15 protein-coding genes are annotated in these 22619 nt (G+C 69.3%); 2 read left to right on the forward strand and 13 right to left on the reverse strand.

The annotated features are described in order from the left end of the window. Nucleotides 1–491: 491 nt before the first annotated feature. A complete protein-coding gene (locus tag ABDW59_RS03770; protein WP_343628131.1) occupies nt 492–3317 on the forward strand; it encodes a pitrilysin family protein in 2826 nt (941 codons plus the stop codon). Nucleotides 3318–3514: 197 nt separating this feature from the next. Continuing rightward, nucleotides 3515–6688 (forward strand): EAL domain-containing protein, encoded by a 3174-nt coding sequence (locus ABDW59_RS03775; protein ID WP_343628132.1) that lies wholly within the window; start codon nt 3515–3517, stop codon nt 6686–6688. Nucleotides 6689–6833: 145 nt separating this feature from the next. Here ABDW59_RS03775 and ABDW59_RS03780 read toward each other — a convergent pair whose 3' ends face one another. The 13 genes from ABDW59_RS03780 to flgB form a co-directional block, all read right to left on the reverse strand. Continuing rightward, complete coding sequence (locus ABDW59_RS03780) at nt 6834–10169, reverse strand: VIT domain-containing protein (RefSeq protein WP_343628133.1); 3336 nt, start codon at nt 10167–10169, stop codon at nt 6834–6836. A gap of 346 nt (nt 10170–10515) precedes the next feature. Next, on the reverse strand, nt 10516–11661 hold the full coding sequence (locus ABDW59_RS03785) for an HDOD domain-containing protein (RefSeq protein ID WP_343628134.1): 1146 nt from the start codon (nt 11659–11661) through the stop codon (nt 10516–10518). A gap of 13 nt (nt 11662–11674) precedes the next feature. Further along, entirely contained in the window at nt 11675–12922 is a 1248-nt protein-coding gene (gene flgL / locus ABDW59_RS03790) for a flagellar hook-associated protein FlgL (RefSeq protein WP_343628135.1), read from the reverse strand. A 71-nt stretch (nt 12923–12993) separates the two neighbouring features. Further along, nucleotides 12994–14970, reverse strand: a complete 1977-nt coding sequence (gene flgK / locus ABDW59_RS03795; RefSeq protein WP_343628136.1) for a flagellar hook-associated protein FlgK — start codon at nt 14968–14970, stop codon at nt 12994–12996. 47 nt (nt 14971–15017) lie between these two features. Continuing rightward, nucleotides 15018–15905 carry a flagellar assembly peptidoglycan hydrolase FlgJ gene (flgJ, locus tag ABDW59_RS03800; protein ID WP_343628137.1) on the reverse strand — a complete coding sequence of 296 codons (888 nt, stop codon included), beginning with the start codon at nt 15903–15905 and terminating at the stop codon, nt 15018–15020. A 1-nt stretch (nt 15906) separates the two neighbouring features. Continuing rightward, nucleotides 15907–17052, reverse strand: a complete 1146-nt coding sequence (locus ABDW59_RS03805) for a flagellar basal body P-ring protein FlgI (protein WP_343628138.1) — start codon at nt 17050–17052, stop codon at nt 15907–15909. A gap of 46 nt (nt 17053–17098) precedes the next feature. Then, the gene (locus ABDW59_RS03810) at nt 17099–17794 is read right to left on the reverse strand and encodes a flagellar basal body L-ring protein FlgH (protein WP_343628139.1); all 696 of its coding nucleotides are present in this window, start codon (nt 17792–17794) and stop codon (nt 17099–17101) included. 17 nt (nt 17795–17811) lie between these two features. After that, the gene (gene flgG / locus ABDW59_RS03815) at nt 17812–18594 is read right to left on the reverse strand and encodes a flagellar basal-body rod protein FlgG (protein WP_343628140.1); all 783 of its coding nucleotides are present in this window, start codon (nt 18592–18594) and stop codon (nt 17812–17814) included. Between the two features lie 56 nt (nt 18595–18650). Beyond that, entirely contained in the window at nt 18651–19379 is a 729-nt protein-coding gene (gene flgF, locus ABDW59_RS03820; RefSeq protein WP_343628141.1) for a flagellar basal-body rod protein FlgF, read from the reverse strand. 79 nt (nt 19380–19458) lie between these two features. After that, a complete protein-coding gene (gene flgE / locus ABDW59_RS03825) occupies nt 19459–20862 on the reverse strand; it encodes a flagellar hook protein FlgE (RefSeq protein ID WP_343628142.1) in 1404 nt (467 codons plus the stop codon). 58 nt (nt 20863–20920) lie between these two features. Next, nucleotides 20921–21571, reverse strand: coding sequence for a flagellar hook capping FlgD N-terminal domain-containing protein (locus ABDW59_RS03830; RefSeq protein ID WP_343628143.1), 651 nt, complete (start codon nt 21569–21571; stop codon nt 20921–20923). 44 nt (nt 21572–21615) lie between these two features. Further along, on the reverse strand, nt 21616–22032 hold the full coding sequence (gene flgC, locus ABDW59_RS03835; protein ID WP_343628144.1) for a flagellar basal body rod protein FlgC: 417 nt from the start codon (nt 22030–22032) through the stop codon (nt 21616–21618). Between the two features lie 26 nt (nt 22033–22058). Continuing rightward, nucleotides 22059–22445: a flagellar basal body rod protein FlgB gene (flgB, locus tag ABDW59_RS03840; protein WP_343628145.1), complete on the reverse strand. Its 387-nt coding sequence runs from the start codon at nt 22443–22445 to the stop codon at nt 22059–22061. Nucleotides 22446–22619 lie beyond the last annotated feature (174 nt).

Below are 22619 nucleotides of genomic sequence, written 5' to 3' on the forward strand. Positions count from 1 at the left end.
GCGTCCATGAGCATGAGCATGAGGACCGATATGAAACATCGGCGGGCGTTGCGAGAAGTGGCGCATGACGTTCTCCGGCAAACCTGGCTTCCAGCCTACGAGCCCCGGCGGGCACGCCGCGTCGGCTCCGGACGCGCGGGCGTGTCGGACAAGGCCGCATCCTCGCCAGACACCCCACGCCTTGTCGACCGCCATGCCAAGTCCCGACCATCGTCAGGGGCTTGCGTCAGGCGGTCGTGAGTTCAATGTGAACAAGACGGCAAGAAGCCATCCCCGTGCGGCCGTGCGACAGCGCGTGCCCACCAGCCCGCGATCCGCCGGCGACCCGCAGGCGACATAGCCGCGGGGCCCCGCCATGGCAATCACATCGAAGGGTGGACTGGCCGGCGATGTTGCCGAGCCGCTTCACGCCGCCGATGGCATTTCCGCGACGCTCCGGCGCGCTTGCACAATCGCCGCCAAGCCGCGCGTTCGCGGTACAGGAACGATCAATGAGGAACGTGTTCTCGAAGTCGACGCTCTCGATGCTCCCGCTGACGCTGGCGTTGACCACCCTCTGGACCGGCACGCAGGCCGACCCGCGCGACGCGACTGCCAGCCCGCCCGCCAAGTCGACGAAGGCACCCGCGGCCGCCGGCGCCAAGTCCGGCGGCCCGGTCGCGGCACCGATATTTGTGCGCGAGATCGGCGGGATCTCCGAGTACCGGCTGGCCAACGGCCTGCAGCTGCTGCTCTTCCCCGACGAGGCGCAGAGCACCACCACGGTCAACATCACCTACCGCGTCGGCAGCCGTCACGAGTCGCCCGGCGAGTACGGCATGGCCCATCTGCTGGAACACCTGATGTTCAAGGGCACGCCGGCGCACAAGGACATCTCCGACGCCTTCGCGCGGCGCGGCATGCGCTTCAACGGCACGACCACCTCGGACCGCACCAACTACTTCGCCAACTTCAACGCGGACGCGTCCACGCTGGACTTCGCGCTGACGCTGGAGGCGGACCGCATGGTCAACAGCTTCATCGCCAAGTCCGACTTGGACAAGGAGATGACGGTGGTCCGCAACGAGTACGAGCGCGGGGAGAACCAGCCCTTCGCCGTGCTCAACAAGCGCGTCATCGGCGCGGCCTACGACTGGCACAACTACGGCCACGACACCATCGGTCCCAAGAGCGACATCGAGAACGTCCCCATCGAGCGCCTGCAAGCCTTCTACAAGCGCTACTACCGGCCCGACAACGCGACGCTGATGGTGGCCGGCCGCTTCGATCCGAAGGCGGTGCTGGCGCGGGTCAATCAGCTCTTCGGCCCGATCAAGACGCCGTCCGCGCCCATCCCGCGCCCCTACACCGTCGAGCCGCCGCAGGACGGCGAGCGCACCGTGGTGGTCCGCCGCGTCGGCGGCCAGCCGGCGCTGATGGCCTACTACCACGTGCCCGCGATCACGCATCCGGACTCCGCGCCGTTGCTGGTGCTGGGGATGATGCTGTCGCTGCAGCCCAGCGGTCAGCTCTACAAGGAACTGGTCGAACCCAAGCTGGTGCTGGCCGCCGGCCTGCAGGGGCTGGGCGATGCCGACCCGGGCGGCGTGCGCGCCTTCGCGGTGATCCCGCCGGGGGGCGATGCGGCGGCGATCGAGAAGAAGCTGCTCGACATCGTCGAGGGCCGCACCGACGCCAAGTTCGACGAGTCCGAGCTCAAGCGCGTGCGCGATATGGCGCTGGTGTCTTACCGCGAGCAGATGAAGCAGCCCGAGGCGCTGATCCAGCAGATCTCGAACCTGGGCGCGACCGACTGGCGGCTGCTGTTCCAGCTGATGGAGGACATCCCCAAGGTGACGCTGGCGGACGTGGAGCGGGTGCGCAAGGCCTATCTGCGCCCGGCCAACCGGACCCTGGGCCGCTACTTCCCGACCGATCAGGTCGAGCGCGTCGAGATCCCGGCGGCCCCTCCACTTGAGCAGCGGCTGGCCGACCTGAAGGGCCCGCCCAAGGTGGAGGAGGGCGAGCGCTTCGACCCGACGCCTGAACGCCTGGCCGAGCGCACCGCGGTCAAGCGGCTGCCGTCCGGGATCGAACTGCTGACGCTGGCCAAGCGGACGCGCGGCAACACCGTGGATCTGCGCATGCAGCTGCGCTGGGGCGAGCGCAACGAGACCTTCAAACACCACGGTACCGACCTGATCGCGGCGCTGATGGGCGAGGGCAGCCCGTCGGTGTCCAAGCAGGCGCTGCAGGACAAGCTGATCGCGCTGCGCGCCGACCTGAACGTCCAGAGCGAGGACCAGGGCGCGCTGCTGACCATCAGCACCGAGAAGGATCAGCTGATCGAGGTCCTGGCCCTGGCGGCCGATCTGATGCTGCACCCGCTGCTGCCGGAGGACGCGTTCGATCGCATGAAGCGCGCGTCGATCGCGGGGCTGGAGGGCTCGCGCCAGGAACTGGAGGTGCTGCGGCAGGCCGCGACGCGCGATCACTACAACCGCGCTCGCGGCGTGAAGCTGGGCGATCCGGACTTCGTGATGTCGATCGATGAGCAACTCGCGTCGGTGAAGGCGACCACGCTGGACGATCTCAAGCGATTCCACGCGGCTTACTGGTCGGCCAACGACGCGCGGGTGTCGGCGGTCGGCGCGATTCCGGAGGGACTGGACGCGGCGGTGGAGAAGCTTTTCGGCGCCTGGAAGAAGCCGGCGGCGCCGAAGTTCATCCAGCCGGAAGCCAAGGCGGACGTGATCCCGGCGGCGCGCTTCGATGCGATCGCGCGGGACAAGACCAGCGCGGCGATGAAGATGCGCGTCGACTTCGCGCTCAATGACCGCGACCCGGACTACATCCCGCTCAGCCTGGCGGTGCACATCCTGGGCGGAGGCGCGCTGGAGAACCGGCTCTCGGTGCGGATCCGCCAGCAAGCGGGGCTGAGCTACGGCGTGGGCGCGTCCTTGTCGGCGGCGCACTTCGGTGACGAAGCGGGGCTGACCATCGCCGGGACTTTCGCGCCGCAGAACCGCGAGCAGATGTTGACGCTGGTGCGGGAAGAGCTCGAGCGCCTGACCCGCGACGGCGTCACCGCATCCGAGCTCGAGCGTGCCAAGAAAGACGTGCTGGAGGGGCGCCGCCAGGCGCGCGCCTCGGACGGCGTGCTGGCGAGCGCGCTGATCACGCAGGCGGACCAGGGCGAGACCTGGGCGCAGTCGGCGCAACGCGATGCGGCGGTCCAGGCGGCCACGGTCGAGCAGGTCAATCAGGCCTGGCGCAAGCACATCAAGCTCGACGGCTTCGTGGTGTCGACGGTGGGGGACTTCAAGGACAAGCCCTGACCCCGACATTTGGGCCGAGGGGAGCTCGGCCGCGCTCGCTCAACGAAAGGCGGCCGATCCCTCCCGGGAGGGGCCGATGCCTTTGCTCGGCAGGGCGATCTCCCTGCGGTTCCGGGTCTTGATCGCCTGATCGGCCGGCTCGCGACTGGCATACGATGCTCGCGGCCCCGGCATGCGTCGGGCGGGAGCTCGATGTGATGTGGGGAAAGCGCCAGAACCGGACCGACGCGCCGCGAGGCTTGCGTTGGCCCTCGCGCTGGGCCTGGATCCAGCTGCTCGGGCTGCTTCTGGTGACCGCGGCAGTCGTCGGGCTGTGGATGACACGGCTGCAGGCTGGGCCGCTCGGGGCCATTGACGGTCTGGCGGCCGACGCGCAAATGCGTTGGCGCGGTGCGATCGCCCCGGGCTCGACCTATCCCATCGTGGTGGTGGCCTTCGACGACACGAGCGCCCAACGCTTCGGCGCCGCGTCGCCGAGCCGGGAGCAACTCGCCGCACTCGTCGAGCGCCTGCGCGCCGCCGGGCCGCGTCTGATCGCCATCGATCAACCCTTGCTTGAGGCCCAGCCGGGCGATGACGCGCTCGCCGCGGCGATGCGCGGCGGCACGCGCGTGCTGCTGCCGCTCACCGCCACCGCGGCCACAGCGGCCAGCGAGGCGGGCGTAGCGGCCGCCGGTGCTCAAACGCGCTTGGCCGAGGCCTTCACCCACGCCGACGGCGTACCCCGCAGCGCGAAGCGCGTGGACGCGCTGCTCGCGCCGGCCGAGCCTTTGCGCTCGGCGGCCTTCTCGCTGGGCCATTGGATCGAGCTCCGCGATGCCGACGGATCGCCGCGACGGATCGCGCCCGTCGCCATCGCCGGCGGCCATGTCTATCCCTCGCTGGCCCTGCGCATTGCGGGCGACGCGATGCGGCAGCCGTGGTCGGAGGCCACGCTGCGCTGGAGCCGCGACGTGCGCTGGGGCTCGTTGGTCGTGCCGGTGGACCTGCTGACTCAGCAAACGGTCAACGCCTACGGGCCGGCGGGAACCTTCCCGACCATCCCCTTCGCCGACGTCGTCGATGGGCGAGTGCCCGAAGAGTCGCTGCACAACCGCATCGTCATCGTCGGGGCGACGACCACGTTCACGACATCGGGCACGACATCGGACTCGGCCACGAGAGCGGGCATGACAGCGCCCACGATCTCGGCCGCGACTACGCGCTCGGTGGCGAAGTTGCCCGCAATGGCGACGGGCGGGGGCGGCAGTTTTCGTCCGACGCCGTTCGGAGCGCTGTCGTCGCCGGAGCGTCTGGCGACTGTCGCCGACAACATCCTCACCGGCCGCGTCCCGTCGCGCCCGCTCTGGACGGGCACGGCCACGCTGGCCGCGCTGTGCGTGCTGCCGCTGCTGTGCGTGCTGCTGCTCGCGCGAGGACGTCTGTGGCGTGGCGTGCTGGGCGTCGCCGCGCTGACCGTCATCGGCCTGGCCGGCGCGCAATGGGCCTTCGAAGAGGAGCGTCTGCTGCTGCCCATCGCCTGGCCCTTGCTGGCGATCGCGGCATCGAGCGCCATGGCCTTGCTGCTGCGCGCGCTTGCCGCGCTGATGCGACGGCGTGCCGAGTCCCGCCGCCTGCGCGCGAACGAGGAACGGCTCTCCCTCGCCGCGCGCGGCGCCGATGACGGCCTCTGGGACTGGGACGTCGCGCGCGACCGTCTGGATGTCTCGGCCCGCTGGCGCGCGCTGATGGGACTGGAGGACGCGCCCATCGACGGCATCGCCGGCTTCTCGCAAACGCTGGAGGAGGGCGTCGGGTTGGCCTTCCAGGCCGCGCTCGACGCGCACCTCGCGGGGCGGTCGGCGCGTCTGCATCACGTGCTGCGCTTTTCGCAGGACGGCCGGCCGCGGGCGCTGCTGGTGCGCGGGCGTGCCGTCTTCCAGGACGATCGCGCGCTGCGCGTAGCCGGCACGCTGACCGACATCGCCGACGTCGACCGCTTCCACGGTCTCGACGCCCCGCAGGCGCGCGATGCGTTGCATGACCGCGCGACCGGGCTTCCGAATCGCGCGCTCTTTCTTGAGCTGCTGTCGCAGCGCCTCGCGACCCCCGTGCCGGGCGTTCCGGCCGCGGTGGCGATGCTTAGCCTGGACGGCTTCCGGGACTTCCTCGACCGCCACGGTCTCGCGGTCGGCGAGGCGGTGCTCGCCGAATGCGCGCAGCGCCTGGCGCCGCGCAACAGTCGGCCGGGCCGCGTGCTGGCCCGCGTCGATGTGGACCGCTTCGCCCTGCTGTTCGAGCTGCGCGTGGGCCCCGAGGGCACGCTGGTCGAGCGAGTTCCCGAATGGGCGCTCGCCCGCATCGAGGAGCCTGTCCCCTATGACCTCCTGACGGCGGAGGAGGGCGGCGCACCGAGCCGCACCGGCGCGCATCGGCTGACGGCCTGCGCGGGCTGGGCGCACACGGGCCAAGCCAACTTCAGTCCGCTGGATTTGATGAAGGCCGCGGAGAGCGCGCTGGCCCGGGCGCAGCTTGGCGGGCCGGGGCGGGTGCACTTGTTCGACGCGGTTGCCGCGCGCTTCCTGCCCATGCATCGCTGGCTGCAGGAGCGCATCGCGCCGGCGCTGGCGGCCAACGAGTTCGAGCTCCATTACCAGCCGCTGGTCCTTCTGTCCGACCGCACGCTGTTGGGCTTCGAGGCGCTGCTGCGCTGGAACCAGCCGGAACGCGGCGTGCTCATGCCCGACGCCGTGATTCCCGCTGCGGAGGAGAGCGGACACATGCCCGCGCTGGGCCGCTGGACGCTGATCGAGGCGGCGCTGCAGGCGAGGCGCTGGCGCGAGATCGGCTTCCGGGGCGAGGTGGCGATCAACGTCTCGGGCGCGGATTGGTTGGCGAGCGAGGACTTCGTTACCGCGGTGCGCGACGCGGCGCAAGCGCTCGGCGGCGGCGCGGAGGGACCGTCGCTGCGGCTGGAGCTGGCCGAGCGCGGCGTGACGCCACTGTCGCCGCGCGCCGAGTCCTTGCGCACGCTGACGGCGATGGGGGTCCAGGCGACGGTGGATGACTTCGGCGCGGGCGGCGCGTCGTTCACGGCGCTCAACCGTCTGCCGGCGGACTCGCTGAAGATCGATCGGGGTTTGGTCGCGCGCTTGGCCGACGACGAATCGGCCCGGGACGAGCTGCGAGGGATCGTGGCGCTGGCGCGTTCGCTGGGCTGGCGCACGCTGGCCGAGGGCGTCGAGGACGAATCGCAGGCGACGATGCTGGAGGACCTCGGCGTGATCGCGGCGCAGGGCAGCTGGTTCTCCAAGCCGCTGCCCGCCGATGAGGTGAAGCGCCTGATCCAGACCGTACCGTGGAAGAAGCCCTTGGCGAAGCCGAAGGGCTAGCTGGACAAGCGGCGATCAATGATCGCTAGCCACCCGACACCCCGTCCGCATGCCATGCAGCCGATTTGGTACTGGCTCCTATCGGTGGAAACCGCGCCTCACCTGACTCGGGTCAGGTGTTGCCCTCGCATGAACGCGTGGGGCGTCACTTCACCGTGATCGTCCCCACCACCACTTCGCTGCCCGTGCCCGTCAGCCGCAGCACGATGTCCTTGTCCACCTGATGCGAGGTCGCGAAGCCGGTGGACAGGCGCAGCATCAGCGTCGTCGACGGCGCGATGACCTGCTGGCGGTGGCCGAAGAAGTTGCCCCTCACCGTGTAGGTCCCCGGCTTGGCGAAGCGCAGCTCGAACTGCTCCGGCCCGTAGCCGCCGGTGAAGTCCTTCGACATCCGTCCGCCTTGACGCGTGTTCGGGTTGAGGAAGAAGGCGCGCTCGCCGTCGGGGTCGTCGACCCACAAGTCGATGTCGGTGTTGTCCGCGTCCCAGCTCAGCGTGACCCGCAGCGCCACCGGCAAGGGGCGACGCAAGCGCGCGTCGATCGCCGACAGGTCCAGCGGCTTGCCTCGCAGGCGCGATCGCTCGGCGATGGCGTTGAGCTCCTCCAGCGCGATCAGCTCGATGTCGGCGAAGCGGTTCTGCCAAGGCCGGTTCACGACCTCGGCCAGCAGGTCCACCGCGCGTTGCGGCTCACCGGCCTCGGCGAAGGTCAGGCCCAGATCGCGGTGGGACTGCGGCTCGTCCGGCGCCAGACGCAGGACTTCCTGCAACACCGGGATCGCGTCGCGCGGGCGCCCGGCCTGCTTCAGCCGGTAGGCCAGGATGCGCAGCAGCTGGCGATTGCCCAGATCCATCTCCGCCAGGTTGGAGAGCACGCGCACCGCCATCGCGGTCTGCTGGCGCTCGACCATCCGGTCCGCCACGTCCAGGAAGAAGGCCGAGCTGTTGGCGTAGGCCGGACGCTCGTCCAGATAGATCGCGTAGAGGTCCTTGTCGGCGGCGGACTTGAGCCGCTGGGCGTAGGGCTCGTCGGCGCGCCACGGGCGTAGCGCGATGTCGCCCGGGTTCGCGCGGACGGTGCGCTGGGCGTCGGCGCTGGCCGATGAACGGGCCGACCGCTGGCGCGACTCGGCCTCCATCGCTTCGAGGCGCTCTCGCTGCGCGGCGTCAGACACCGGCGCATTCATGATCGGGCGACGCGTCTCCTCCTGTGGCCGAGAGATCGGCGACGGCGCAACCGGCGCAGGCGTTGGCGCAGGTGCGGCTTCAGGCGCCGGAGCCGGCGGCGGGACGAACGGCGCGGGCTCGATGACCTTTGCCGGCGGGGGCGGGGGCTCGGCCGCTTGGCGGTTGTCCATCGCCGGGGCCGATCGCGCCGGGTGCCTGGAGGTCATGGCCTCGGGCGGCGGCGTGAAGGTCGGCTGGCTGCGCATCGAGGCGGCGATCGCCTCTTTCGCGGCTTCCAGATGCGCGCGCTTGGCCGCGGCGGCACGCGTGGTCGGCGTCTCCTTCCACCACGCCACCAGCGCTTCAAAGCGCTGCACCAGATCGGTCCGCGCCTGGGCGCGCTCGAGCTGTCTCAGGTTGTTGCGCCGCGCCATCTGGCGTTCCCATTCAGGACGCAGCTCGGCGGGCGGCTCGATCTCATGGCGGACGTAATCGGCCACCTCGTCCAGCACGATCAGCGAGGTCTCCCGCGTGGCGAGTCCGAACGCCATGCCGAGTCGCCGGACCGCCTGACGATTCGCGCCGCGGTCCGCGTCCAGCCGCGCCAGCCGGAAGCTCGCCCAACGATAGGCGGCCAGGCCCACCGGCTCGGCATCGCTGCGCGCCGCGCTCGCGGGCGCATCCGCGGCGTCCGCCGGCGCGCTCACGCGCAGCGGGACCTCGATCACACGGGGCGAACCGTCGGCGCTGGACAGCGTGAGCTTCATCCGCGCCTGCGCCTGCGTCATTACCCCCGCGATCAGCAATCGGCCGCCTTGGGGATAGACCGAGTTCATCTCCCAGTCGCCGGCGCCGAAGCCGACGACGTCCAGCACACGCGGCTCTTCCTCGGCCAGCAGCCGCAGCGCTGTCGCGGTCGATGTCGACAGCAGGTCCGCGTAGCCGCCGCCCTGGGCTTCCGCCGCGCGACGCAGCGTCGCTTCCGAGGCGCCCGCCGACGCCGAGAACGCGAACAGCGGCTTGTCGCCAGCCGGCAGCGTGCCGGCGCCCCAGGTGCCGACGCCGTCTGAGAACAGCAGCGTCACGTCACAGCCCTGCGGCGCGCCCATCGCGCCCAGCGCGGTCGCGCCGTCATAGGGCAATTGCTCCAGCCGGCGTCGCAGCGGGCGCCAGTCGCCGCCCCGGATGACGAAGCGCTCGACCGCCTCGGCCTCGTTGCGCACGACCTTCAATCGAAGTTCGACCTGGCCCAGCGTGCGCAGCCACTCGTCCAGCAGCGCGAACTCGCGATCGTGGTCACGACCGGCGCCGGAGGCGGAGGCGTCCCACACCAGGCCGACCACGCGCGGCGTCGGGCGCGGCCAAGGGGCGATGTCCACGGGAACTTCCGCCAGCAGATAGGTCTTGTCCTTGAAGCGCTCGGTGCTGATCGCCGGCGCCGACAGACGCGTGGGCAGCTCGATGCGAAGCTCGCCCGCCGCGGCCGCGGCATCGCGTCGCAGGCTCAGACGCGAGCCGTCCGGCGTCGCCGAGGCCGCCAGCGGCTCGGCGCCCCAGGAGGCCGACAGCTGCGACGGCGCCAGCCCGTCGACACGCAGGTCCAGCGCGAGCCGCTCGACTGCGCCGGAGAACTGCAGCGGCAGGCGCCAGACCGGCGCGGTGCCGGTCGCGGCCTCGATGGATTCGCGGATCTCCAGCACCACGCGGCGCGTGCCGCCGGGGAGTAGCGGATAGACCTGCAGCTTGTAGAAGTTGCCCTCGGTCACCTCCAGCAGCGCGGGGTCGACCCGGGCGCGGATGGTGTCCTCGTAGACCTGCCGGCCCTTGGCCTTCTCGACCGGGACGGCGCGGCGCAGCACGCCGTTGATGTCCAGGGAAAAACCGGTCACCGCCTGGCCCGCGTTGAGCGGGAACTGCAGCTCCCCGGACAGCACGCGGGCGTTGGGGTTGAAGACGGTCAGCTCGATGCGCGACACCGCGCTGCTGCCGCTCAGGCGGGTCTGCACGTCGACTTGACGGAGCCGGATGGGGAGGGTCGCCTCGGCGGCGCGGAAGCTGATCCAGCGCGGGGCGGGGTCGACCGGCGGCGGCTTGACCGGCGGCGGCGAGGGTGGGCGGGGGAGGGGATCGACCTTGGGCGGCCGGATGAGGGGCCGGTCCATCGGCACGTCCGACATCGGGCGCTCGGGCGGCGGCGGCGCGACCGGCGAGAGCGCCAGCGTCGTGGCCGCGGCCAGCAGCAGGGGAATCGCGGTCAGCGCGCGGCGCAGCGCGGCGCGGACAGGCGGGCGTTGGAACGGTCGATCACATGGCATCCGATGTCTCCCTCAGGGGGCGACGATCCGATGCCGCCGTTCCCGGGGCGCATGTTGCCAGTGATACGGACGCTTGAGGGCTCGCTGTCGGCGGGGACCCTCTCCCCAGCCCTCTCCCGCAAGCGGGCGAGGGAGTCACTCCTGCAGCGACCGAGACCGAGACTGTCAGCAACGACGCTCGGTGCCGTATTGCTCCCTCGCCCGCTTGCGGGAGAGGGCGGGGGAGAGGGTCTTCGGGAACCGTCGCAACGCTCGACGCGTTATGACTCCCTCGCCCGCTTGCGGGAGAGGGACTGACTCGGGCCGTGGCACCGAGCAGCTTGCCGACTCCCTCAGTCCTGCGCGTTCACTCGAGCTGAGCCGCCTTGTGCAGCGCGCGCAGCACCGCGTGGTTGACCTCGTCGGCGCCCAGCATCAGCGAGTCCAGCGACGCGCGCACGTCGAAGACGGATTCGTTCTCGATTGCCTGGACCAGGTCCAGGTAGCCCTTGTACGGCCCAGTCTTGTCCACCAGCGCCTGGCGCACCCGCTCGGGCACCGGGATGGACTGGAGCAGCTTCTCGAACGGCTGCTTCAGCATGTGGTCCAGCAGCGAGAACAGGCCGCAGATGAACATCTCGTCCCGCACTTCGGAGTCGTCCATGCTCTTGGACAGCTCTTCCATGATCAGCCCGCGGCGCAGCGCGCCGAACATCACCGGCCGCATCGCGTGATCCTTGCTCGCCGTGGCCAGCAGCAGCGCCAGCCAGCGGCGCAGGCGCGCATAGCCCAGCAGCATGATCGCGTGACGGAAGGAGGACACCTCCACCGACAGGCCGAAGGCCGCCGAATTCATGTAGCGCAGCAGCTTGAAGGCCAGGCTGGGATCGCGCTTGAGCGTCTGCTCCAGGCGCTCCACGTCCTCGCCCTGATCGACGCGCGACATCAGCTCGACGATCACCTGCAGGTCGGCCTGCGCATCGTTGCGCGCGGCCGGGGCCGCGGGGGGCTCGAACTCGCCATGCACCGTCCAGCCCAGCACGCCAGCCGCGCCCGCGTCGAAGGATTGCTTGAACTCGTCCGCGTTGCGCGCGCCCGCCACCAGCACCGACTTGCCCGCCGGGAGCGGGCCCGCGCCCAGCTCCTGCAGGTCCAGCACCAGTTGCTTGAAGCCGGCCGCGTCCGTGCGCCCCTTGATCAGCGCGCCGCGGGTCTGCGCCTGCGCGGCGACCTCCGCGTCCGACAGCAGGAACGCGGGCACCTCGATCTTGACGTTGCCCGGGAGCGTCGCCGCCAGCAGACCCTTGAGCAGCCCTTCATGGGCGACGTTCAGGATCACCGCCTTGGCGGGGAAGGCCTCGGCGATCGCCGCGAGCAGCTCGCCCGCGTCGGGCGAAGTCTCGGGGCGAAGCGCGAACGCCGTGACGCGGGTGGCCTCGATGTCGAGGGACTTGGAAACCAGGGGCGCGTACCCCAGGGCCAGTTGGCCCAACACGGCGTGGGTCGAATTCATGCGGAGAGCGGCGTCAGGTGTTGAGGTACTGGAACAGCGACATGCGCTGCACCATCGAGTAGGTCTTCAGCGCCGCATCGTAGCCCGTCTGCTGGTTCTGGAAGTCGGAAATGCCCTGCGTCATGTCCAGGTCCTCTGCGGCAGATTGCTCAGCCTGGTTGTAAACCTTCAGCGTCTGCAGCCGCGACTCCGAACCGTCCAGGTTGTTCATCTGCTCGCCCACCTGGCTGCGCACGTTGCTCAGGTTGCCCATCACCGCATCGATGTCGCGCAGGTTGACCAGGTTGTCCTGAGTCACCTCGGTGCCGGTGCGGCCGGTCTTCTTCAGCGACTCGATGGTCCGGTCCAGCACGTCGAAGACCTTGAGGCTGGCCGTCGCCGGCTTGACGGTGAAGGTGTCCCCGTCCACCGGCGCGCCCGCCACCGTCATCGCCATGCCGGCGAACTTGACCGTGTTGCCCGCCGTGTAGTTGTCGCTGGCCACCGGCACGTGACCTTGCGTCTCGTCGAAGACGGTGTAGGTCTGCGAGGGCGCGTTGCCGCTGATCACGATGCTGTAACTGTTGCCCGTCACCTGGGCCGGGTCGGTCACACGGCCGGAGTCGATGTAGCCCGCCGGCGACTTGCCGGTGATCGCGTTCTGGCCCGCGCCGGTCTCGAAGGTGCCGTTGCCGCTGCGCGCCTGTTCCCAGGCCAGGCGGCCGTCCACGCTCATCGGGTAGTTCTCGATGTTGCCGGTGGTGACCGCGCCGCCCACGCCCTCGAAGCCCACGCCGCCGCCGATGCGGGCACCCGAGGCGTCGCGCTGCACCGGGCTGTCCAGGAAGGGCGTGCCCGTCGTCCCCTGGCCGCCGAACAGATAGCCGCCCGCGCCGTCGGTGCGGTTGGCGATGGCCAGCAGCTGGTTGCGCAGGCCCTCGACCTTGTTGGCCAGGCCCTTGCGCTCGTCGTCGCTGTAGCTGGCGTTGCCGGCGGCGACCAGCGATTCGCGGATCTGCTGCATCAGCTCATTGGCGTCGCCCAACGCGCTTTCCGCCAGCGTCATGCTGTTGCGGCTGGCGTCCAGCGCGCGCTGGCTGGCGTCGACCTGGCCGATGGAGGTACGCGCCCGCTCGGCCCGCGCCGCGGCGGTGGGATCGTCGCTGGCCTTGCTCACGCGCTTGCCGGTGGTCAGGCGCTCCTGCGCGTCCTGCATGGCCTCCTGGCGGCGTTGCAGGGTCGCGATGCTCGCGTCGAACATGTTGGCGGTGGAGAGTCGCATGGCTCGCTCCTGGGAGTCGGGTCGATTCGGGTCGGTTCGGGGTCGGATCAGGTCGGGCGGATCGCGGCGCGTCAGCGGCCGGCGATGCTCAACAGCTGGTCGAAGAGGTTCTGCGCGGTCTGCAGCACCTTGGCCGCGGCCTGGTAGCCCTGCTGGTACTGCATCAGCTTGGCGGCTTCCTCGTCCAGGTTGACGCCGGCCTGGCTGGAGCGCGTGGTCTCGGCGTCGCTGGCCACCGAGGTGGACACGCCGGCCAGGTAGTCCGCGCCCTGCACCCGCGAGCCGATGTCGGCGATCGCCGCGGCATAGGCCTCGGTCACCGTCTGGCCGCGCGACAGCGTGCCGTCGGCCTGCAGCTGCTTGCCGACGAAGGGCGTGGTTTGCAACGCCAGGAAGGCCTTGGCGTTGCCGTTGTTGGTCGAGACCACCTGGTCCGAGACCTGCATGTTGATCTTGTCGCCCTCGCGCGGCGCGCCGTTGATGCGCAGCTCGAAGCCCAGGTCCACGCCATGGGCCGGATCGTTGCCGATCGCGGTGCCGGCCTTCCAGGTGCCGCTGTAGCTGGTGTTGTCCGACAGCGTGATCGTGTAGTTGATGGTGTTGTCGGCATTGACCGCGCCGAACTGCACCGTCGCCGGCTGCTTGGACTTGTCGAACTTGTCGTTGACCGCGTACAGCGTGTCGACCGTGGCCGTGCCCTTGTTGTTGACGTCGGTCGTGCCGATAACGGGCGAGGCGGCGGCGATGCCGTTGGGATCGTCCAGCGCGCGCTTGAAGCTGGCGGCCGCGTTGGCCACCGGCTCCAACAGAAAGCTGTCGCCCTGCTGCATCGTGCCGGTCTGCGTCAGGCTGACACCGTAGGCCGCCTTGATCTGGTCGTTGGTCATCAGCGTGGGCTGCCCGCTGGGGCGCACCGCGATCTGATAACTGTCGGGCGTGCCGGTGGGGTCGGGCGTCACCGTGAAGGACAGCGCCGGCACCTTGCTCCCATCCACCACGGTGGCGGTCAGACGCGCGTCGCCGCGGTTGGTGACGGCCGGCAGCACCGTCGGATCGGCCACGGTGAAGAGCGCGCCCCCCATCTGCGACTTCAGGTCGATGCCCAGCTTCTGCTGCTCGTTGACCTTGGAGGCCATGGCCTGCGCCATCTGGCCCAGCAGGTTGCGCGCGTCCTGCAGATGCGTGTTCTGGTAGCGCAGCAGCGCGGTCAGCGAGCCGCCGGTCAGCGTGCTGTCGTCCAGCACCCGGTTGCCGCCGGCGTCGCTGATAGACAGCTGCGCGCGCGCGCCGTCGTAGGGGTCGGCGGTGACGGCCAGCTGTTGCGCCTCGCCGCCCAGCACCAGGCGCTGGCCGCCGCCGATGAACACGCCGACGGTGCCGTCGCGCGCGTTGTCCACCGTGGTCACCTGCACGTACTGGCTGAGCTGCGAGATCAGCTGATCGCGCTTGTCCAGCAGGTCGTTGGGCGTGTGGCTGGAGCCCGAGGCCCGCGCGATCTGGTCATTGGCCGCGGCGATCTGCTTGGCCAGCTCGTTGACCTGCTTGACGTTGGCGCTCAGGTCGCTGACCACGCCGGCCTGCAGGTCGGCCAGCTGCTGGCCGGCGCTCTGGAAGCGGGAGGCCAGTTCCTGCGCCTTGCCCAGCACCACCTGGCGCGCGGACGGATCGGCGGGGCGGCTGGCCACGTCGACCAGCGCGTTCAGGAAGTCGTTGCTCGCCTGGCCCAGGCCGTCGGCGCCGGTGGGGAAGATCTTCTCCAGCTGGCCCAGCTGCGACTGCATGGTCGTGTCCATGAAGGCCTGCGACTTGGCGGCCGCGGCCTCGCGGGTCAGGAACTCGTTGTGCGAGCGCGTGATGGTCTGGACGTTGACGCCCTTGCCGAAGTAGCCCGCGCCGGTGAACTGGCCGTCGGGCGTCGTCAGCACCACGTCCTGGCGCGAGTAGCCCGGCGTGTTGGCGTTGGCGATGTTCTGGCCGATGGTCTGCAGGGCCGCCTGGTTGGCGAACATGGCACGCATGCCCAGCGACAGCAGCGGAGAGGTCCCCATGACGTGCTCCTCGTTCCTTCCTGATGGACCTCAGCAGGCGGCCGCGATCACGCCAGCGCGCGCTGCACGCGCATCGTGGTGTTGATCGTGCGCGCCAGCTTGGTCGCGTATTCGGGGTCGGTGGCGTAGCCGGCCTTCTGCAGGCCCTTGGCGAAGCCCTCGGCGCTGCCGGTGTTGGCCTTGGCGACGACGTCGCGGTAGCGGTCGTTGTTGCCGATCAGCTTGGCGTAGTCCTTGAAGGCCTCTTCATAGCTGCCGTAGGCCCGGAACTTGGCGGTGACCTTGGTGGCCTTGCCGTCGACGTACTCGGTGGTCTGCACCTCGGCGACCTTGCCGGTCCAGTTCGCGCCGGCCTTGATGCCGAAGACGTTGAAGCTGGACGTGCCGTCCTTGTTCAGGATCTCGCGCTTGCCCCAGCCGGACTCGTGCGCGGCCTGCGCGATCATGAAGCTGGCCGGGATGCCGGTGGACGCCTGCGCCGACTTGGCGGCGGCGTCGTGCTTGAGGATGAAGTCCTGCACATGCGGCTGCACGTTCTTGACCGCCAGCTGCGGCAGCTGCGTCGTGGCGGCGGCGTTCTTGGCGCTGGGCAGCTCGCCGTCCTTCACGCCGAGCTGGCGTTGCAGATGGCGTTCGATGGCCTGCGACAGCCCGCCGGGCAGACCGGTCATCTTGGCGGCGTACTGCTGGTCCAGCATCTCGGAGCCCATCTGCGTCGCCGAGTTGTCCATCATCCCGCTGCTCATGGTGGCCTGGCGCATGCTCTTCATCACTTCCTGCATGAACAGGGCTTCGAACTGCTTGGCCGTTTCCTTGACCGCCAGCTTGGGATCGCGCGAGGCGGTGCCCTTGAGCTGCTCGATCGAGCGGGTGTCGGCGCTCAGGCCGTTGGCGCCCATGCCGAGCGCGGTGCTGAGGGGAGTAGAGAGCGCCATGTCAGATCACCTCGAGCTCGGCGTTCAGCGCGCCGGCGCTCTTCATCGCCTGGAGGATGGCCAGCAGGTCCTGCGGCGTCGCGCCCAGCGTGTTGAGCGCCTTGACGACGTCGTTCAGGCGCGCGCCGGCGGGCAGCTGAATCAGCGAGCCGGGCTCCTGCTTGATCGAGATGTCGGTCTTCTCGGTCACCGTGGTCTGGCCGCCGGACAGCGCATTGGGCTGGCTCACCTGCGGCGTGCTGGAGATGGTCACCGCCAGGTTCCCGTGCGCGACCGCGCAGGGCTGCAGCGTGACCGCCTGGTTCATGACGACCGAGCCGGTGCGCGCATTGATGACGATGCGCGCGGCGGGGATCTCGTTGTCGATGGCCAGGTTCTCCATGTCGGCCAGGAAGCTGACGCGGGCGTCCGGCGACAGCGGCGCGCGCACGCGCACCACGCGGCCGTCGACGGCGGCGGCCGTGCCTTCGCCCTTGGCCTTGTTGATGGCCTTGGCGACCGCGCGGGCCATGCCGAAGTCCGACGAGTTCAGGTCGAGCTGGAGGTATTCGTTCTGCTGCAGCGGCGTGGGGACGCTGCGTTCCACCAGCGCGCCGCCGGGGATGCGGCCGGCGCTCAGGTGGTTGATCTGGACCTTGGAGCCGCCGGCCGAGGCGCCAGCGCCGCCCACGACCATGTTGCCCTGGGCGATGGCGTAGACCTGGCCGTCGGCGCCGCGCAGCGGGGTGGCGATCAGCGTGCCGCCGCGCAGGCTCTTGGCGTTGCCCATGGAGGACACCGTCACGTCCAGCGGCTGGCCGGGTTGGGCGAAGGGGGGGAGGCTGGCGGTGATCATGACCGCCGCGACGTTGCGCGGCTGCATGGTCACGCCGGGCGGGAGCAGCACGCCGAACTGCTGGAGCATGGCGGTCATGCTCTGGCCCGTGAAGGGGGCCTGCGTGGTCTGGTCGCCGGTGCCGTCCAGGCCCACGACCAGGCCGTAGCCGGTCAGCGGGTTGGAACGCACGCCCTGCACGGCCGCGACTTCCTTGATGCGTGTCGCCTGGGCCGGCGTCGCGATCGACAGCAGGGCCATCAGCGCGAGCAGGCCGGAAGCCAGCAGGCGGGGGGAACGATGGAAGAAGCGGGGGAAGGTGGAGGGGTACATCTCGGTCACACGGTTGCCAGACTCGTGTGACCGATTGTGGGGAAACTTAAATGGGCGAAAGGTTCAAGAAGAAGCGGGATAGCCAGCCAATTCCATGCGCATCGGCGACCGCGCCGCGACCGCGCTGTTCCACCCGGACGTTGGCGACCTGGGTCGAGGCGACCGTGTTCCCCTGACGGATGGATTGCGGGTCGACCTGGCCGTAGAAGCGCAGCACGTCGACGTTGTTATTCACCCCGACCTGCTTCTCGCCCGAGATCAGCAGGTGGCCGTTGGGCAGCACGCCGGTGACCACCGCGGTGATCGTGCCGGAGAAGTCGTTGGTGTTCTCGTTCGTGCCCTTGCCGGTGCTCTTGTTGGACGAGGACCCTGCCAAGTCGGCCCGGCCCGCGCCGAAGGAGTTGGCCGCGATGCCGGGGATGGCCGTCACGCCGGCCGCGACCGCGCCGGTCTTGTCCAGCGCGGAGCTGGACTTCTGCGAGGCGCTGACCTTCTCGGTGATCTGCACGGTGACGATGTCGCCGACCAGGCGGGCGCGATGGTCCTCGAACAGCGGGCGGTAGTTGGCGTTCTGGTAAATCGCGCCGTTGTTGGCCGCGGCCGGGATGGGCTCGGGCATCTTGACCACCGGGGCGGGCTGCATGTCCACGCGCGGCTGCGGGTACATGGTGCCGCAGGCGGTCAGGGCGAGCGCGGCGGAGGCCGCCAGGCTCAGGCGGAGAGCGGACAGGAACGAAGGCATGACTACTCCTTTGCCGATCAGATCTGCGAGAGCTTCTGCAGCATCTGGTCGGTGGTCTGGATCGCCTTGGAATTCATTTCGTAGGCGCGCTGGGTCTGGATCATCTGCACCAGTTCCTCGACCACGTTCACGTTCGAGGTTTCGACGAAGCCCTGCTGCACCGAGCCCAGGCTGTTCGTGCCCGGCGCGCCGGTCTGCGGCGTGCCCGAGGCGACCGTCTCGGCGTACAGGTTGCCGCCCAGCGACTCCAGCCCCGGCGGGTTGATGAAGTTGGCCAGTTGCAACTGACCCAGCGTCGTCGGCGTGGCGCTGGCGGCGGTGGTCACGCTGACCGTGCCGTCCGCGCCGATGGTCAGGGACTTGGCGTCGGCCGGCACGATGATGCCGGGCAGCACCGTGTTGCCGTTGTTGGTCACGACCTGGCCGTTGGCATCCAGCTGGAAGCTGCCGTCCCGGGTGTAGGCGGTGGTGCCGTCGGGCATCTGGATCTGGAAGAAGCCGTTGCCCTTGACCGCCACGTCCAGGTAGTTGGACGTCTGCGTCAGGCTGCCCTGCGAGTGGCTGCGCGAGGTGGCCACCGCGCGGGCGCCCAGGCCGACCTGCATGCCGGTGGGCAGCGTGGTCTGCTCGGTGTTGTTGGCGCCGGGCTGACGCAGCGTCTGGTACATCAGGTCCTCGAAGACGGCGTGGGACTTCTTGTAGCCGTTGGTCGAGACGTTGGCCAGGTTGTGCGAGATGACGTCCAGCTGGGTTTGCTGGGCTTCCATGCCGGTCTTGGCGGTCCAGAGCGAGCGAAGCATCGGGGACTCCTGAATGCTGATCTATGCGGGGGCGGATGCGTCCGGAAGCGGACGGATCAGCTGTCGGACAGCAGCTTGGAGGCTGCCTGGCCGTGGGTCTGGGCGATCGAGAGCAGCTTCATCTGCTGCTCGAACTGGCGGGCGGCGGCGATCATGCCGACCATGGTCTCGACCGGGCTGACGTTGGAGCCTTCCAGGGCCCCGGACTGCAGCCGTGCGGCCGGGTCGGCCGGCAGCGGGTCGCCGCCGGCGGCCACGAACAGGCCGTCGTCGCGACGCGTGAAACGGCCGTCCTCGGTCACCAGCTTGATCCTGCCGATGTTCACCGGGCGCTGGCCGTCGGCCTTGGCCACGACGGTGCCGTCGTCTCCGATAGAGATCGTCGAGTTGGGCGGAACGGTGATCGGGCCGCCGTCGCCCAACACCTGCAGGCCGTTGCGCATGCGCAGCACGCCGTCCTGGTCCACGTCCATGGAGCCGGCGCGGGTGTAGGCCTCGGTGCCGTCGATGGCCTGCACGGCCATCCACGACTTGCCCTTCATCGCCACGTCCAGATTGCGGTCCGTCTGCTGGATGGGGCCGGCGGACAGGTCGTGGCCGGTGGTCGTCTCCAGCGCGAAGGCGCGGGTCGTGGCGCCGTCGCCGCGGATGGGCACCGCGCGGAAGGCCTGCAACTCGGCCCGGAAGCCGTTGCTGTTGGCGTTGGCCAGGTTGTTGGACAGCACGTCCTGGCGTGACATCGCCGCCTGGGCGCCGCTCATCGACAGGTAAATCATGCGGTCCATGGAGATTCCTCAGCAGGGGACGGAAGGGATGCGATCGACGGGAATGACGGGTTTCAGGGCTCAGCCGGCGGTGCCGGCGTCAGCGCAGGTTGACCAGCGTCTGCAGGACCTGATCTTGCGTCTTGATGGTCTGGGCATTCGCTTGATAAACACGCTGCGCGGTGACCATATTCACCAGTTCGGAGGTCAGGTCCACGTTGGATTCCTCCAGCGCGCCCGGCGTCAGCGAGCCCAGGTTGCCGTCGCCCGGCACGCCCACCACGGGGGCGCCCGAGGAATTGGTCGCCGCCCACAGGTTGCCGCCCAGCGGCTGCAGGCCTTGCGGATTGCGGAAGGTCGCCAGCTCGACCTGGCCGGCAGGCTTGGATTCGCCGTTGGAGTAACGGGCGGTGACGATGCCGTTGTCCTCGATCTTGATGCCCACCAGCTGGCCCGGCGCGTAGCCGTCCTGCGTCAGGTCGGTCACGGCGAAGTTGGAGCCGTTCTCGGTGGCCGAGCGCAGGTCCAGCTTGATGCCCTGCACTGACGGATCGGACGGGTCGGCCGGCGGCGCGGGGATGGGCAGCGTCGGCGCGCCTTGCGCGTTGGTGCCGGCGGGAATCTTCAGGTTGAGGAACTCGCTGGGGCCGGGCGAGACCGGCTTGCCGCCCGTGGGCAGGAAGGTCATCTGCGTGAACGGGGTCAGCGGGTTGCCGTTGGCCTTGCCGTCGTCGGTGTCGATCGGGTTGCCGTTGGCGTCGAACTGCACCGCCGAGCCGTTGGCCGTCATGTAGACGTTCCAGACGGTGTTGCCGTTGGCGTCGTCGTTGTTGGCGCGCTGGTAGTACATGGTCAGCGCGATGGGCTGGCCCTTGGCGTCGTACACCGTCATCGAGGTCGCGTTGTTGTACGTCGACGGGTCGTTCAGCGTGATGCCGGTCTTGTCGATCTTGGCGGAGTTGGGGTCGGCCGGATCGGTCAAGTCATAGGCGGCGGTGGGCGCGGCGCGGGAGTCCAGGTTGAACTCCATGTTGATGTTGCCGGTGGTCTTGGGGTCGATGCCGCCGGTGGGCAGCTTCAGCGCTTGCGCCAGGCCGGGCTGGATCACGCCGTTGGCGTCCGCGGGGTAGCCCTGCAGCTTGAGTTGGGAGTTGTTGACGATGTAGCCGTCCTTGTCGACCTTGAACTGGCCGTTGCGGGTGTACGTCGTCGGGTTCTTGCCGTCGCTGACCTGGAAGAAGCCGTTGCCGTTGACGGCCAGGTCCATCGGGTTCTCGGTGACGGTGATGTTGCCCTGCGTGAACTGCTGGGCCACGGCCTGCAGCTGCACGCCGATGCCGACCTGGTTCGTGCCGGCCCCGTTGAGCGCCGAGGCGTACATGTCGCCGAACTCGGCACGCGAGGACTTGGCGCCGTAGGTCTGCGCGTTGGCGATGTTGTTGCCGATGACCTCCAGGTTCTTGCTGGAGGCGTTCAGTCCGGAGAGGCCTTGTTGGAAGCTCATGGTCGATCCTTGGGCGTGTCAGGCGGGTTGTCTGGCGTGGGGGCAGGGCGGCTGAACGTCAGCCGAGCGCGCGGACCTTGTCGTAATCGACCAGTCCGGATTTCTTGAGTTCGAGCTGCAGCGTGGAGCCCGAGGTGCTGACGGCCTTGACGGTGTCATGCATCAGCGTGGTCGCGGTGACCGGGTTGCTGTTCTTGGTCGCGGTGACGCGGAAGGTCAGGTTGGCGGTCTCGGCGGCCTTGGAGGCGTCCCAGGTGTAGCTCTGGCTGCCGGCCTTCATCGCGCCCAGGTCCTGGGTCGAGATCACCGCGCCGGCGCCGTTCAGGACTTCCAGCTTCACCGTGTCGGCCGGATCGGACAGATCGAAGTCCATCTGCGCCTTGCCGTCCGCGACGGCGACCTTGTTGCCGGGGATGGTGACCTCGCGGCCCACGAGGCTGACGCTTTGCAGCGCCTGCATCTGCTGGAACTGGCCGGCCAGGCTCTGGATGCTGTTGTTGAGCGTGCCCACGCCGGTCACCGTCTGGATCTGCGCGAGCTGGGTCGTGACCTGCGCGTTGTCCATCGGGTTCATCGGATCCTGGTTCTGCATCTGCGCGACCAGCAGCTTCAGGAAGCGGTCCTGGGTGTCGGCGGCGCCGCTGCTCTGGGCGGCGGTGCTCGTCGTCTTGTTGGTGCTGCTGTTGACGTTCAGCGCGGTGTAGTCCATGACGGGCCTTCCTGTTCCTGTGCGGGTGCCTGATCAGGCGGGCCTCAGCCCTGGCCCATCTGCAGGGTCTTGAGCAGCAGCGACTTGGCGGTGCCCATGACCTCGAGGTTGTTCTGGTACGAGCGGGAGGCGGAGATCATGTTGACCATCTCCTCCACGCTGTTGACATTGCTGTAGGTGACGTAGCCGTCGGCGTCGGCCAGCTGGTGGCTGGGGTCGTGCACGCGGCGGCCGGGGGTCTGGTTCTCCTGCACGCCGACGACCTGCACGCCCACGTCCGTCTGATCCATGCCGTTCTGGGCCATGACGCTCTGGAACACCACCTGGCGCGACTTGTAGGCCTGGCCGTCCGGGCCGGCGACGGTGTCCGCGTTGGCCATGTTGCTGGCCACGGCATTCAGGCGCTGGCTCTGCGCGCTGACCGCGCTGCCGGAGATGTGGAAGATGCTGAACATCGACATGAGGGGCTCCTTCTTTCAGCGCTCGCTCAGGACGCGTTCGGCGACTTCATCGCATCCATCATGGTGCGGATGGAGCCGTTGAGGAATCGCAGCGAGGCCTCGTACTTCACCGTGTTGTCGGCGAAGCTGGCGCGCTCGCGGTCCATGTCCACGGTGTTGCTGTCCATGCTGGTCATGGCGCTGAGGCTGCTCTGCAGCGCGTTTTGCGTGCGCTGCGTCAGGGTCTGGTTGCTGTCGGCCGGGGTGGCCGGGGAGGTCGCCTGGCGCAGGGCCTTGGCGAAATCCATGTCCTTGGATTGATAGCCGGGCGTGTCCGCGTTGGCGATATTGCTGGCGAGCAGACGCTGACGCTCGGCCCGCAGGGTCAGCGCCTGGGCCTGGAAGTTCATCGCGTCGGTCAGTTTGTTCAGCATGTGAATCTCCTTCGGGGACGGCGGCCGTCGTCACGGGACGCCCGGTCGGCGGGTCGCGCTCGGGCCGGGCGGAACACGCTCGGCTTTTCACGTTCGGGCATTGTGGGGACCGGGTCGGAAAACTTGAGCGCGATAAGACGGGTGATCCCGGCGCATTTCCAAGCCATCGGCGCG

The sequence above is a fragment of the Roseateles sp. genome (assembly GCF_039595295.1).
Lineage (GTDB): Bacteria > Pseudomonadota > Gammaproteobacteria > Burkholderiales > Burkholderiaceae_C > Roseateles.

Coding starts and splice junctions, on each gene's coding strand:
- ABDW59_RS03805 (WP_343628138.1), bottom strand. CDS start 17,052: ATGTACCCCTCCACCTTCCCCCGCTTCTTCCATCGTTCCCCCCGCCTG.
- flgB (WP_343628145.1), bottom strand. CDS start 22,445: ATGCTGAACAAACTGACCGACGCGATGAACTTCCAGGCCCAGGCGCTG.
- ABDW59_RS03830 (WP_343628143.1), bottom strand. CDS start 21,571: ATGGACTACACCGCGCTGAACGTCAACAGCAGCACCAACAAGACGACG.
- flgJ (WP_343628137.1), bottom strand. CDS start 15,905: ATGGCGCTCTCTACTCCCCTCAGCACCGCGCTCGGCATGGGCGCCAAC.
- flgC (WP_343628144.1), bottom strand. CDS start 22,032: ATGTCGATGTTCAGCATCTTCCACATCTCCGGCAGCGCGGTCAGCGCG.
- ABDW59_RS03780 (WP_343628133.1), bottom strand. CDS start 10,169: ATGCCATGTGATCGACCGTTCCAACGCCCGCCTGTCCGCGCCGCGCTG.
- ABDW59_RS03770 (WP_343628131.1), top strand. CDS start 492: ATGAGGAACGTGTTCTCGAAGTCGACGCTCTCGATGCTCCCGCTGACG.
- ABDW59_RS03775 (WP_343628132.1), top strand. CDS start 3,515: ATGTGGGGAAAGCGCCAGAACCGGACCGACGCGCCGCGAGGCTTGCGT.
- ABDW59_RS03785 (WP_343628134.1), bottom strand. CDS start 11,661: ATGAATTCGACCCACGCCGTGTTGGGCCAACTGGCCCTGGGGTACGCG.
- ABDW59_RS03810 (WP_343628139.1), bottom strand. CDS start 17,794: ATGCCTTCGTTCCTGTCCGCTCTCCGCCTGAGCCTGGCGGCCTCCGCC.
- flgF (WP_343628141.1), bottom strand. CDS start 19,379: ATGGACCGCATGATTTACCTGTCGATGAGCGGCGCCCAGGCGGCGATG.
- flgG (WP_343628140.1), bottom strand. CDS start 18,594: ATGCTTCGCTCGCTCTGGACCGCCAAGACCGGCATGGAAGCCCAGCAA.
- flgE (WP_343628142.1), bottom strand. CDS start 20,862: ATGAGCTTCCAACAAGGCCTCTCCGGACTGAACGCCTCCAGCAAGAAC.
- flgL (WP_343628135.1), bottom strand. CDS start 12,922: ATGCGACTCTCCACCGCCAACATGTTCGACGCGAGCATCGCGACCCTG.
- flgK (WP_343628136.1), bottom strand. CDS start 14,970: ATGGGGACCTCTCCGCTGCTGTCGCTGGGCATGCGTGCCATGTTCGCC.